This is a genomic window from Candidatus Bipolaricaulis anaerobius (genome assembly GCF_900465355.1).
Taxonomy (GTDB): Bacteria; Bipolaricaulota; Bipolaricaulia; order Bipolaricaulales; family Bipolaricaulaceae; genus Bipolaricaulis; species Bipolaricaulis anaerobius.
Genome location: NZ_LS483254.1, coordinates 620,726 through 633,879, shown reverse-complemented (window position 1 = coordinate 633,879; position 13,154 = coordinate 620,726). Strand labels below are relative to the sequence as shown.

10 protein-coding genes are annotated in these 13,154 nt (G+C 70.2%); 3 read left to right on the top strand and 7 right to left on the bottom strand.

What is annotated here, in order from left to right:
* Window positions 1-3: 3 nt before the first annotated feature.
* Together BARAN1_RS03120 and BARAN1_RS03115 are read right to left on the bottom strand one after the other, a co-directional pair.
* Window positions 4-1,335 (bottom strand): ATP-binding protein, encoded by a 1,332-nt coding sequence (locus BARAN1_RS03120; RefSeq protein ID WP_122030856.1) that lies wholly within the window; start codon window positions 1,333-1,335, stop codon window positions 4-6.
* An 82-nt stretch (window positions 1,336-1,417) separates the two neighbouring features.
* On the bottom strand, window positions 1,418-2,848 hold the full coding sequence (locus BARAN1_RS03115; RefSeq protein WP_122030855.1) for a CCA tRNA nucleotidyltransferase: 1,431 nt from the start codon (window positions 2,846-2,848) through the stop codon (window positions 1,418-1,420).
* A 64-nt stretch (window positions 2,849-2,912) separates the two neighbouring features.
* Here BARAN1_RS03115 and frr point away from each other — a divergent pair, with 64 nt between their 5' ends.
* Both frr and BARAN1_RS03105 read left to right on the top strand, forming a co-directional pair.
* Window positions 2,913-3,470: a ribosome recycling factor gene (gene frr / locus BARAN1_RS03110; RefSeq protein ID WP_157959425.1), complete on the top strand. Its 558-nt coding sequence runs from the start codon at window positions 2,913-2,915 to the stop codon at window positions 3,468-3,470.
* Between the two features lie 113 nt (window positions 3,471-3,583).
* Entirely contained in the window at window positions 3,584-5,527 is a 1,944-nt protein-coding gene (locus BARAN1_RS03105) for a right-handed parallel beta-helix repeat-containing protein (RefSeq protein ID WP_122030854.1), read from the top strand.
* A 6-nt stretch (window positions 5,528-5,533) separates the two neighbouring features.
* On the opposite strand, the gene tyrS is transcribed toward BARAN1_RS03105, so the two are convergent.
* From tyrS to BARAN1_RS03090, 3 genes are all read right to left on the bottom strand, one after another.
* Window positions 5,534-6,736, bottom strand: a complete 1,203-nt coding sequence (gene tyrS, locus BARAN1_RS03100; protein ID WP_122030853.1) for a tyrosine--tRNA ligase — start codon at window positions 6,734-6,736, stop codon at window positions 5,534-5,536.
* A gap of 40 nt (window positions 6,737-6,776) precedes the next feature.
* The gene (gene gyrA / locus BARAN1_RS03095; RefSeq protein ID WP_122030852.1) at window positions 6,777-9,176 is read right to left on the bottom strand and encodes a DNA gyrase subunit A; all 2,400 of its coding nucleotides are present in this window, start codon (window positions 9,174-9,176) and stop codon (window positions 6,777-6,779) included.
* A gap of 208 nt (window positions 9,177-9,384) precedes the next feature.
* On the bottom strand, window positions 9,385-10,386 hold the full coding sequence (locus tag BARAN1_RS03090) for a PIG-L deacetylase family protein (RefSeq protein ID WP_122030851.1): 1,002 nt from the start codon (window positions 10,384-10,386) through the stop codon (window positions 9,385-9,387).
* A gap of 56 nt (window positions 10,387-10,442) precedes the next feature.
* Between BARAN1_RS03090 and BARAN1_RS03085 the strand changes: the two genes are divergently transcribed.
* On the top strand, window positions 10,443-11,339 hold the full coding sequence (locus BARAN1_RS03085; protein WP_157959424.1) for an ROK family protein: 897 nt from the start codon (window positions 10,443-10,445) through the stop codon (window positions 11,337-11,339).
* A 1-nt stretch (window position 11,340) separates the two neighbouring features.
* Here BARAN1_RS03085 and BARAN1_RS03080 read toward each other — a convergent pair whose 3' ends face one another.
* Together BARAN1_RS03080 and trmB are read right to left on the bottom strand one after the other, a co-directional pair.
* The gene (locus BARAN1_RS03080; protein ID WP_157959423.1) at window positions 11,341-12,156 is read right to left on the bottom strand and encodes a hypothetical protein; all 816 of its coding nucleotides are present in this window, start codon (window positions 12,154-12,156) and stop codon (window positions 11,341-11,343) included.
* Complete coding sequence (gene trmB, locus BARAN1_RS03075; RefSeq protein WP_157959422.1) at window positions 12,153-13,079, bottom strand: tRNA (guanine(46)-N(7))-methyltransferase TrmB; 927 nt, start codon at window positions 13,077-13,079, stop codon at window positions 12,153-12,155. The genes BARAN1_RS03080 and trmB overlap by 4 nt, the downstream gene beginning before the upstream one ends.
* Between the last annotated feature and the right edge of the window lie 75 nt (window positions 13,080-13,154).

The window sequence follows — 13,154 nt, the reverse complement described above, 5'->3', positions numbered from 1 at the left end:
TCGTCAAGGGGTGTAAGCTAAATCACGTTCAACGGGGGCGAGGTCGGCAATCTGCCGACGGAGATAGGCAACCAGCTGTCGCGTCCCCTCCGGACCGAGGCTCGGGATGAACCCGCGGAACGCCTCGTCGACATACTGGCGCACCATCCCCCGGTAGGTGATGCCCCGCGCCAGGCGTTCGCAGGCCACCAAGCCGAGGTCGAGCGCGGCCACCGGCGGCTCCACCCGGAGGAGGGCCTCCGGGCAGTCCACCCACGCCGCGAGCTCGTCCGTGGTGTAGGCGGTGGGCTCCTCGCGAACGAGGAACCCTACCACCCGCTGCTGGACTGGAGGCAAGCGGCGGAGACGACGAAGCAGCCGATCCACCCGGACGAGGACCGGCAGGGGGAGGTCCGTGCTCCCCACGATGGAGGGGGCATCGGGGGCGCGGTCCCACTCCGGGGCAGGGGGCAGCGCGAGCGGCGCCGGGGCCTCCGCGGGAGGGCGCGAGGCCGCGTCCTGCGCCCGGGCGAGGGCCTCGAGGAGCCGGCCCCGTACCTGGCGCAGCTTGGGGGACTCCACGGGGCAAAATGACGGGGTGTACCCGCCGTGGAACGTAGTCCGCAGGCGCACCTTCACCTTACGGGCCACGGTGCCGGAGAGGAAGATGCACTCGCCGATCCCGAGGTGGGACACGATCTCCTTCGCCTCGGGCTTCCGCCAGGGCAGGAGCTCCCCGTACACGCGCATGTCCGCCTCGTGGACCACCCGGTGGAGGAACAGCATCCCCGCCTGGGTGAGCACATCCTTCTCCACCTTCGCCGAGCGCTGGGAGATCACCACTGCCCCCAGCCCCCGCTTCCGGCCACGGAGGGCGATGCGGGCGATGACGTCCTTGAGCCGGGTCCGCACCCCCTGGGGGATGAACTCGTGGCACTCCTCGATCCCGATCAGGTATGGGGTCCGCAGCCGGCCCGCGAGGGACCAGAGCCGGGTCAGGTAGTCGAAGACCACCGCCTCCCGCTCCCCGCCGAGCATGTCGGACACATCGAGGATCACCGGGACCCCCTCGTGGAGGGACAGGTTCGCCACCTCGCCCACAGTGGCCATGCTCAGCTCCACATCGGCGTGGTCACCCCCCCCGACGACGAGGACCTCGTACTTCTCCTTGAGGCCGAAGTACTCGCCGTCGATGTCGATGAGGGACAGCGGGTAATGGGCTTCGAGGAGCTCCTCGAAGATCACCCCTGCGGTGTTGGACTTGCCGGAACCGCGGATGCCGAGGATCGCGACGCACTGGCCGACGACCTCTTCGAGGGGGACAGTCAACTCCGGGCCAAGGTTGAGGACGCTCATCGCGGCCCACGGTACCGGGATGGCCCCATCCCGGCGAGGGGAGATGCGAGCGTCCGAGGGGACATGCGGGGCGAACCCGGGCTTACCTCTGACCTCGCACCAGCTCAGCAGCGTAGCCCAGCGCCTCGTCCCGCGTCGCGATCTCACCAGAGAGGATCCGCTCCTGGACGCGGTCCAGGATCTCCCCAAGCTGGGGCCCGGGGGGGAGGCCCATCGCGAGGAGATCGTCCCCGGTGAAGAGCTCGCGGGCGTAGCGGATCCCGCAAACCCGGCGGAGGTGCACGAGCAACCCCACGGTGCGCGCGAGGAGGGGATGCCAGGCACGCGCGCGGTGGGCGCTCGCCTCGGCGTCGCACACCACGAGCCGGAGGAGATCGGCGAACAGGGGGTAGCGCCGGGGCAGGTCCCCGCTGGGCGCTCGCTCGTCCTCCCCCACCCCCAGCAGGCGAACCTGTTTGCCGAGCCCCATCTCCGGGAGGCGCGCCACCCGCATGTGCTCCCGCACGAGGTGGACCACCCACTCCACATCCCGCTTCGGGAGCCGCAACCGCGTCAAGGCCTGGGCGGCGATGTCCGCCCCAATCCCGCAGTGCCCGCCCATGTTCTCCCCCCCCGACCGTGCCAACGCGACGGGCTTCCCCACATCGTGGTAGAGCACGGCCAACTTGAGCCGGGGATCGTCCCACAGCCCATCCGCCACGCGCAGGGCGGCCACGGTGTGGGTGAACACATCGCCCTCGGGGTGGTACGCCTCGGGCTGGGGCACGCCCCGCAGGGCCGCGATCTCGGGGAGGATGGGCTCAAGCAGGCCCAGGTCGTCGAGGAGGAGGATCCCCTCCCCCGAACGGGGGGTGGCGAGGATGCGGAGGAGCTCGTCGCGGATCCGCTCCCAGGATACGGACGTGATCCGCGGGGCATGGGTCCGGATCGCGGCAGCGGTAGCCCCCTCGATCGTGAACCCGAGTTGGCACGCGAACCGCACCGCGCGCAGCATCCGCAGGCGGTCCTCCGCGAACCGCGCCGCCGGGTCGCCGATCGCCCGCACGACGCCCGCCGCGAGATCGGGGATCCCCCCCACCCAATCCAGGACCTCCCCCTCCACCGTGGCGACGAGGCCGTTCACGGTGAAGTCCCGGCGCTGCACGTCCTTCTCAAGAGTCCCCCACTCAACGCGGTCGGGCCGCCGTCCATCGCTGTACCCATCCTCGGTGCGGAACGTGGCCACCTCGTACTGCTGTCCCCCGCGGGGCGCCACGAGGACGACGACGCCGAAGCTCTGACCCACGGAGAGAACGTGCCAGTCAGCGAAAAGCTTCCGCACCTCCTCCGGGGAGGCCGAGGTGGCGATGTCCACGTCCTGGGCCACGAACTCCTCCCCCCGCTGCGCGGCGAGGAGAGCATCGCGCACAACGCCCCCCACGAGGACCACCGTATGCCCGGCCTCCTCCAGGCGGCGGAGGATCTCCCCCGCAAACGGGTGGTCGGCAAGCAGACGATCCATCCGCAGGCGCATGCCAGATTATCGCTGGTTGCGGCGGGGGAGCACCAGGGCTAGGATTCGCGCGAAGGGGGCGGTCATGGAACATGAACTCATGCGAGGGGCACGGGAACGGATGGTGCGGACTCTGGATGTGCTACAGGCCGAGCTCACCAAGATCCATACCGGACGGGCCAACCCCGCGCTCGTGGAGAACGTGACGGTCGACTACTACGGGACCCCCACCCCGCTCAAGCACGTGGCGCACATCGTGGCCCCCGATCCCGATCTCATCACGATCCGCCCGTTCGACCGCGCCCAGATCCCCGCCCTCGAGAAGGCCGTCCTCGCCGCCGACCTCGGCCTCAACCCCCAGAACGACGGGCAGGTGATCCGGATCAAGATCCCCCGCCTGTCCGAGGAGCGCCGCACCGAGCTCGTGAAGATCGTCGGGAAGAGGGCCGAGGAGGCGAAGGTCGCCCTCCGCAACGTGCGGCGCGAGGTGCGGGAGAAGCTCGAGGCCGAGAAGAAGGACGGCCGGCTGGCGGAGGACGACCATCATCGGTTGCAGAAGGCCCTCGACGACCTCACGACCGAGTACGTGAAGCGGGTGGACGAACTCGTGGAGAAGAAGGCGCAGGAGATGCGCACCCTGTGACGGGCTGGCGGTAGCCCGGCCCGCGCCGGTGGGGCGGACCCGTGGGGATTCGCCGGCACGACATCGGCCGCCGCGGTGGCGGAGGGGAGTGACGGTTTCTACAATCGCCGCCCATGCGCGACGTGACACGGATCCTCCGGTGGGTGGCGCTCGGCCTCGTGGCCGTCCTCCTCGTCTCCTGCGCCCGTCCGGGGGAAGACGAAGGCGTCCCGTGCACGATCTCCCTGCGGCCGGGGGAAGAGATCCAGGCCGCGCTCGACCTCGCCCCACCGGGAGCGGTGATCTGCCTCGGGGCCGGCACGTGGACGGAGAGCCTCCGGGTGACGAAGCCCGCTACCCTCCGCGGGGCGGGACCCACGAAGACCATCGTCCGCAGCGCCCAACTGGGCCATCCCGCCCTCACGATCGAGGGTCCCCTCGCGGGCGAGGGGACGGTCGTCATCGTTGGGATCAAGTTCAGCGAGGCAAGCGGGGCCGCCGGCCTCCTCGTGGCCGGGGAGGCCACGGTGGAGGTCGAGCGCTCCGCCTTCTCCGAAAACCGCGGGCCAGGGGTCGCACTCCACGATAGGGCGTTGGTGTCGGTCCACAGCTCCACGATCAGCGCCAACACCGGGTACGGCGTGCACATCCAAGGCCAGGTCCAAGCAACCCTGGACGGAGTCACGATCGCGGACAACCGCTCGAGCGGGGTTTGGCTCGCCGACACGGCCCGGCTCATCCTCACCCAGTCCACCGTGACCCGCTGTGAAGGTCACGGCCTGTGGATCCGCGACGAGAGCCATCTCACCGCAACCGGGTCCACCATTTCGTCCTGTGAGGGCTACGGGCTGTGGGTCCGCGACCAGGCGTCCGCCGACCTGACCAGGTGCACGATCGCTGGGCACCGCGACGCCGGGGTGTGGGCTGAGGATGCGGCGGAGGTGACCCTTACCTCGTCCACGGTCGAGGGGACGTGGGACGGCATCGTGGCCCGCGAAGCGTCCTCCCTCCGCCTCGCTGGCTGCACCGTCTCCCGCGTCCGGTGGGATGGGATCAAACTCCAAGGCACAGCGGTGGGGTCCATCGTCGCGTCCACCATCTCCGGAGGGCGGGGAGTGGGGATCTCCGTGCGGGGCGCGGCCCACGCGGAGATCCGCGACAACCGGATCGAGGGGTGGACCGCCCAGGGGATCCTGTCCCTGTCCCGCATTCCCCCGTCGGGGGGAGGGAACCGGATGCAGGGAAACGGGGTGGACCTCGTGGGGAACCTCCCCGGCTCGCTGCGGGCGCCCCTTGTCGCGGCGTCCCGGGAGGAAGTCCGTTTCCCCAGCCGCGACTACGCCACGATCCAGGAAGCGGCCGACGCGCTCCTCCCCGGAGGAAAGCTCGTCCTCGCCGAGGGCATCTACCCGGCGGGGGTCACGCTCGGAAAACCGATCCGCATCGAAGCGGAGGGGATCGTCCTCCTCACCGCGAAGGCCACCCGCGAGTCGGCGGTGGTGTCCCTCGTCGGCGGGGCCGACCTCGCCCTGACGGGGGTGGCCGTGGGATACGGATCGGAGGGGCTGGTGATGGACGCCGATGCCCGCGCCGTCGTCACCGACTGTGTCCTATCCGACAACCTGCGCGGGATCCACGCGGTGGGGGACACGGCCCTGGAGCTCCTGCGGTGCCGGCTATCCCGCAACGAGCAGGGCGGGATATGGCTAGGGGAACAGGCCACCGCCACCGTGCGCGAGACCGTGTTCACCCAGAACGAAGTGTGGGGGATCGGCCTCGGGGAGACGGCCGCGGCCGTGATCACGGACTGCCTCGTCACCGAGAGCGGCGGGAGCGGGGGCATCGCCCTTCGCGATTCCGCCCAGGCCGAGATCGTGGGGAACTCCATCGTCGGGAGCAAGGGGGCAGGGATCGCCCTGTACCACGGATACTGCATCGGAGCAGGGTACGTCTTCACCGGGCGCGTCCGCGGCGGGGCCAACACCATCCGCGACAACGCCAAGGGGGACGTCTGTCCGGCCGACCTCGCGTTCCTCGCTGGGGAATGGGGCGAGCTCGACTGGCGCCAGGAGGATTGAGGTCGACTAGGGTTTGAGGCGGACGAAGCGGAGCTTCCCCGCCCGGAGGACCGCTCCCGTCCGCACCGCAACCCGGTCCCGCGGAGAGGAGATCTTGTCCCCATTGAGCTCCACCGCCCCTCCCTCCACGAGCCGCCGCGCCGCGGACCGCGAGGAGGCCAGCCCCGCCGCGATGAGGAGATCCACGATGTTCGCCGTCCCGTCGGCATCGAGCAGGTCCCCCACCGCGACCTCCGGCATCTCCTCCGGCGGCTGCTCCTCCTCGAACACCCGCTCGAAGTGCTCCTTGCCCCGCCGCGCCCCGTCCTCGCCGTGCAGCCACCCAACGAGGGTCGCGGCGAGCCTCTTCTTCGCCTCCTTCGGATGCAACGAGGCGACCTCCTCCCAGGGGATATCGGTCAGGAGCTGGTAGTACTGGGGCATGAGCTCGTCGGGGAGCGACATGATCTTCCCGAACTGTTCCTCCGGCTCCTCCCCGACCCCGATGTAGTTCCCGCGGGACTGGGACATGGCGAATGTGCCATCGGTCCCGAGGAGGAGGGGCATCGTGAGGATGACCTGGGGATCCTGGCCGTAGGCCTCCTGAATATCGCGGCCGATGAGGAGGTTGAACCTCTGATCGGATCCGCCGAGCTCGACGTCGGCCCGCACCACCACCGAGTCGTAGGCCTGGGCGAGAGGGTAGAGGAACTCCATGATCGTGATCGCTGACCCCTCGCGGAACCGACGCTGAAAGTCCTCCCGCTCCAGCATCCGCGCCACCGTGTACCGGGCGGTGAGCCCGATCACCTGAGCCAGGGTCAGCTTCTCCAACCACTCCGAGTTGTAGCGGACCTCCGCTTGCCGGGGATCGAGGATCCGGAACGCCTGCTCCCGGTAGGTGCGCATGTTGCGCTCGATCTCCTCCGGCGACATTGGCTCCCGCGTCTTGGACTTCCCCGACGGATCGCCGATGCGGCGGGTGAAGTCCCCCACCACGAGGACCGCGGTGTGTCCCAACTCCTGGAACTCCCTCAGCTTCCGCAGCACGACAGCGTGCCCGAACGTGAGCTGAGAGGCGGACGGGTCAATGCCGAGCTTGACCCGCAGTGGCCTCCCCTGGCGGAGCGACCATTCGATTTTCTGGGCCAGTTCGTCTCGGGGAAGGAGGGTTTCCGCGTTCCGCTCCATCACCGCCAGTTGTCGTTCCACTTCAGTCCGTAGATCCATCCTCACCCTTCCTTAGCTTGCCCCCCCACGCCGACGGAGGTCACACCACCACCGCCGACACCACCCGGTCCTCGGGCTCGACCTGGATCAGGCGCACCCCCCGCGCGTAGCGGGAGAACGTGCTCACCTGGGCCGCGGGGAACCGGATCACCTTCCCCCCCGCCGTGGACAGCGCCACCTCGTCGTCTTCGGCGACGAGGATCGCCGTGACGAGCGGCCCGCCATGGCCGTCGAGCTTGATCCCGATGACCCCCCGTCCGCCACGGCCCTGGAGGGGGAGATCGGATAGCTCCACGCGCTTCCCCTGTCCCATCTCCGTCACGAAGAGGAGCCGCTTCTCCGTCTCAGCGGGGGGGAGCCACACCATCCCCACCACGCGGTCCCCCGCGGCGAGGCGGATCCCGATCACGCCCTTTGACGGCCGCCGCGTGACGCGCACCTGCTCTTCCGGGAAGCGGATCACGTGCCCGCCTGCCGTGGCGAGGACCATCTGCCCACCCCCATGGGTGATCGCCACGTCCACGAGGCGGTCCTCGTCGGGGATCGAGTGGGCGAGGATCCCCTTCGTGTGGGCGTTGGCGTAATCGGAGAGGGCGTTGCGGTTCACGATCCCCTCGCGGGTAGCGAGCAGGGCGTATCCACCGTCATAGCCATCCACGGGGAGCACGGCGCGGATCTCCTCGTCCAGGCCCATCTCCAAGAACTGGCGCAGGTTCTTCCCCACCGAGTCGCGGTCGCCCGGCTCGAGGCGCGCGAGGGGGAGCTTGAACACGCGGCCGCGGTCGGTGAACACGAGGAGGTCCTGGTGGGTGTGGGCGGTGACCATCGTCCGCAGGTAGTCCCCCTCCTTGGGGCGGATCCCGATCACGCCCTTCCCGCCCCGCCCCTGGGCGCGGTACGCCTCGCAGCCGGTGGTGTTCACGTATCCCTTGCCCGTCACACACAGGATCACGTCGAGGCGGGGAGCATCGAGGGCAGCGAGCTCGACCTCCTCCGACGACTCGACGATCGTCGTCCTCCGCCCATCCCCATACTGGCGGGCGATCTCCTGGAGCTCATCGCGGATGAGGGCGTCCAGCCGGCCGGGATCGCCGAGCACGGCCTCGTATTCCCCGATCTTCGTCGCGAGCTCGGTCAGCTCCTCCTCGACCTTGCGCCGTTCGAGCTTCGTGAGCTGGGAGAGGCGCATCTTGAGGACAGCATCCGCCTGCTTGGGGGAGAGGCCGATCTCGGCGGCGAGGAGGGCCTCCGCCTCCGCCGGTTCGGACGCGCTGCGGATGATCTCGATCACCTGGTCGAGGTTCTCCAGGGCGAGCTTGAACCCGGTGAGGAGGTGGGCCCGTTCCTGGGCGACCCGGAGGCGATGCTCGGTCCGCCGCCGCACCGTCGTCCGCCGGAAGGAGAGGAACGCCTTCAGGATCTCGGGGAGGGAGAGCGTGCGCGGGCCCCCATCTTGGATGACGAGGAAGTGGCACGCGAACGTGCGCTCGAGCGGGGTCAGCTTGAGCAAGCGCGGCAGGATCCGGTGCCCATCCACCCCTCGCTTGAGCTCGATCACGACCCGCAGCCCCTCCCGGTCCGACTCATCGCGGAGGTCCGCGATGCCCTCGAGGCTCCCATCCTTGACCTTGGCCGCGATGTTCTCTATGATGGCGGATTTGCGCACCTGGTACGGGATCTCCGTGATCACGATCCGCTCGTCCTCCACGAACGCCCGCGCGCGGAGGGTGAGCCTCCCTTCCCCAGTCTCGTAGGCAGCGCGGATCCCATCCCGGCCGACGATGATCCCCCCCGTCGGGAAGTCCGGCCCCGGGATGAGGGGGAGGAGCTCGTCCACCGTGGCATCGGGATGGTCGAGGACGTACAGCGTGGCCGCGATCAGCTCCCCCAGGTTGTGGGGCGGGATCTGGGTCGTCATCCCGACCGAGATCCCCCACGCCCCATTGGCAAGAAGGTGCGGGAACCGGGCGGGGAGGACCTCCGGCTCCTCGAGCGAGCCATCGAAGTTGGGGAGGAAGTCCACCGTCTCCTCATCGAGCTCGTCGAGGAACTCCCGCGCGATCGGGGCGAGGCGCGCCTCCGTGTACCGCATCGCCGCCGGTTCGTCCCCGTCCACCGATCCGAAGTTCCCCTGCCCGTCCACGAGCGGGTAGCGGGTGGAGAAGTCCTGGGCGAGGCCGACCATCGCCTCGTAGACCGCCATGTCCCCGTGGGGGTGGAACTTCCCCATCACCTCCCCCACGATGCGCGCCGCCTTGCGGGGAGGCTTCCCCGGCAGGAGCCCGAGCTCCCTGAATCCATAGAGAATCCGGCGTTGCACCGGCTTCAGTCCATCGCGGACGTCGGGGACGGCGCGGGCCCGGATGACGGAGACAGCGTAGTCGATGTACGACTGCTCCATCTCGTCTTCAATGAACGCGGGTTCAATCCGTTCAGGCATGGGGACATTGGAATTCTACGCCCAAGAAACGCTCCCCACAACCCAAACCGCACCTGGACGCGGCGCCGGGGCCCACGGTGCGCTTGGCCACCCCGGACGCGGGCCGGGATCACGATCCCGGATCACGGACCTCGCCTGCCGGCTGCTGTCCCCCGGCCGTTCCCGGCGATGGCCCCGGGGGAGCAGGGCCCCGCTCGCCCCTCCCTGGTCACCTGCTGAGGGCAGGCCCGCCCGGGAGATCTGATGCGGCAGATACCGCATAGACCTCGTTCTGGCGGACGAAACTGGCGAGGAACCTCCCGCTCGTGATGCGCTGCGAGCTGTAGGCCTGAATCGCCCGAAGCTTGAGCCCGACCAGCTCCTCCGTGAGCTCGTGGCTCCTCCACTCCCAAGGGTCGAGGGCGGTGGGGACCGTCAGCGTGAGGTCCATGGCCAGCCGCCGCGGGGCAGGCCAGCTCGGGGCGTGGACGAGGTACAGCCGCAGCTCGGGATCGCCCTCCACCTCCCCGCGGAGCAGGGCGATCAGCGTGAACTGCGCCGCCGCCCGATGATCGGGGTGGCCATCCTCGGGGTGGGGAAGGTAGATCACGGTCGGGGAGAACAGGTGCAGGATCGTGGCCAGATCCGCCACGAGGTCCTCCCCACAGTACATCGCGGTCAGGCTGAAGCTGTTGCGGTAGAACGGGTAGTTGGCTTGGGTGTAGGGGCTCGGGTAAGGGTTCCCTCTCTCCCAGTTCTCGCTTCCGAGCGCCGTCAGCCCCTGGTCTGGGTACCCAAGGAAGACCGCCGCGGTCTTGGGCACGCCGAGGATCCGCAGGGCGGCCACCGCCTCCTTCTGGCGCCGGCACCCCAGGGCGCGGTAGTCCTCGGCCCGCCGCAGCGGGTTCAAGGTGAACACCTGCTTGGCGGCCTGGTTCGCGTCGCCGTTCGTGACGAACACGACCAGGACCTGGTGGCCCTCCCCCGTGAGGTGGGCGATCGTCCCCCCCAACGCCAGGAGCTCGTCATCCGGGTGGGGGGCGATCACGAGCACCCGCTCCACGCCCGGGAGCGGCGCCGGGACCTCGACCCGCGGCGGCGGAGGGACCCACCACAGGAACAGGTTGAGGAACGGATGGGGTACGCCGGGGATGAACCCCAACGCCACGGGAAGGAGGAGGATCCCCCCCATAACCCACATCCGTTGCACCCGGCGCTGCCTCTTCTTCACGAAAGCCCCCCTTCGTTTATACCCCGCCCTTCTCCCCGATGGGAGGAGCGGCCGGTATGATCGGAGCCATGGCGCGGGCGATCGGGGTGGACATCGGGGGCACCCGGACCCGGGTTGCGGCGGTGGAAGGGGAGCGGATCGTCGCCCGGCGGGCGTTCCCCACGCGCGGGATCGACGAGGTGCGGGAGGCGATCGGAGAGGTCCTCGCCGCCGCGGGCTGGGCTCGCCCCGCCACGATCGGGGTCGGGGCCCCGGCCCCCATGGACATGCGGGAGGGGAGGATCCTTGGATGCCCCAACCTCCCGCACTGGAACGGGGTCGAGGTGACGAAGGAACTCCAGCGCGCCTTCGCTTGCCCGGTGTACCTCGCCAACGACGCCACCTGCGCGGCGATCGGGGAGCTCGCGTTCGGCCACCGTCGCCGCGACTTCGTGTACCTCACCTGGTCCACCGGCATCGGGGGCGGGATCGTGTCCGGCGGCCGCGTGGTGTGGGGAGCGACCGGCCAGGCGGGGGAGATCGGGCACATCGTGCTCCGCCCCGACGGCCCACCATGCGGGTGCGGGAAGAAGGGGTGCCTGGAGGCCCTGGCGGGGGGGGCGAGCCTGGCCCGCCGCGGGTCCGAGGCCCTTGGGGAGGCCCTCTCCGCCCGTGAGGTGGTGGAGCGCGCCCAGCGCGGGGATCCCCATGCCCACGCCCTCGTCGCCGACGCGTGTCGGGCGTTGGGGCAGGGGATCGCGATCCTGTGGGAGATCCTCGAGCCAGAGCTCATCGTCCTCGGGGGCGGCCTCACCGGGTCGTGGGGGTTCCTCGGGCCCCAGGTCCTCGCTTCGGTCGGAACGATGGCCCGCGGATCGCCAGAGATCGAGCTCACCCGACTCGGGGACGATGCGGGCCTCCTCGGTGCCGTCGCCCTCCCCGACTACGTACCCCCCCAGTGGGGCCCGCGCTAACTCAAGGGTCCGTCCCGAGCGTGTGCCGGATCTCGACGCTGACCTTCTCCAGCGCGAGCCCGGAGAAGGAGGCCACCACCGTCCCCAGCCACGGAGCCTCGGTCGCGGTCAGGGTGAGGCTTCCCGATGGCAACCCCTCCCCGCGGACCGTGAGCCGGAGCTGGAGGCGCACGCCCTCCCTCCCGAGCCCGATCGTGACCGTCTGCAACGCCGGGCGAAGGGAGAGGTAGGTCTGGATGGACATCTCTGGGGGGCCGGATCCCAACTCGAGGCCCGTTCCCGCATCGGACAGGGAGAGGGTGGCCCACATCGGCCCCGTGAGGCCGAGCCGGAGTTCGGCATGGGGGCTCCCTCCCGGCCAGGCCGCGTTCCCGCTCACCTCGACCCACCACGGATCGGCATCGAGCCGGCCGAACGCCCACCCCGCCGCGGTCAAGAACCGGCCCCCGAGGAGGTCCACCGTGGTCGCCTTCCCCCCCACCTGAGCGGAGACGAGGCCCAGGTCCGCCTGCGTCACGGCCTTCCACGAGCCCGTGGCCGAGGCATCCACCCGGCCGCTCGCGAGCACCCCCGCCTCAACCCCAGAGGACCATCCGCCCCACACCGTGGACGCCCCGACCTGGGCCCGGCGGAGGCAGCCGCAGAGGAGGTCCCCCTCGATGCGCCCCGACAGCTGGACCGGAGATCCACCGCCCGAGAGCTGGACCCACCCGATCCCGCTTGCCCGCTCCCCCACCTCAAACTGGGCCCCCACCTCTCCTCCCCAGGCGAGCGCTCCCGCGCCCACCACGGCCACCACGAGCAGGATATGCCTCATCGTCCCTCCAACGCCGCGGCGACCGCGGCCACGGATCGCTTCACGGCCGGGGTGCGGAACGGCACCGCCGCCCCGTCGAGCTTGACAAGCGTTGCCCCGTCCTCGGGCACGAGGGCGAGGAAGTACTGCTGCTCAAACCCCTCGTCGGTGGAGAACGCGCGGAGGAGGGCCGCGCCACGGGGGGAGAGGTAGGCCTCCTTGATCACGAACGCCCCCCCGGGCCAGGCCTCCTTCAGCCCACCGAGACGCGCGACCGCGTCCCCCGAAACCGACTGGTGAACCCGCACATGGGGCATCATCCCCTCCGCGATGCGCAGTGTACTCCCTTTCCTCCCCCGCTCCGCCCGGAGGTGCCAGATCGGGCGGCCCTCCCGGCGCCACTTGGCCTCGTAGCGCGTGCCCGGACCGCCGGCGGCCACGGCCTCGGGCCCCGCGACGCGGAACCCCATCGCGGCGAGGTCCCCCGCCGCGTCCTCGGCATAGCGAAGGACGTCCGTGGTCAGCTCGAACCTCCCTGCGGGCCGGAGGATAGCGGCCAGGGTCCGGGCGAAGCCCTCATCCATCACCCGCCGTTCAGCATGGCTCCGCTTCGGCCACGGGCATGGAAAATGGAGGACCACCCGCTCCACGCTCTCGTCCGGGAAAAGCTCCCGCAGGGCGAACCGGCCATCCACCCGTGCAAGGCGGACGTGCTCCGCTCCCGCCCGCGCAAGCTTCCGCCCCGCCTTGACGATGCAGGTGAGGCTCGTCTCGAACCCGACCCAGTTCAACTCCGGATGCGCGTGGGCGGCTTCACAGAGGAACTCCCCGTTCCCGAACCCGATTTCCACCGCGAGCTGTGCCGGCCGGGCGAAGAGAAGGTCCCATTCCGGGGGGAGTTCCTCCCACCGCTCGGGGTGAACCAGGTACCGTGCGAAGTCCACGCCCCAAGCATACACGGGTCACGAGGGGGACGGAGGATCCCTTCGTCCGCCGGGGCTCCCCCCGGAGCCGCAGGA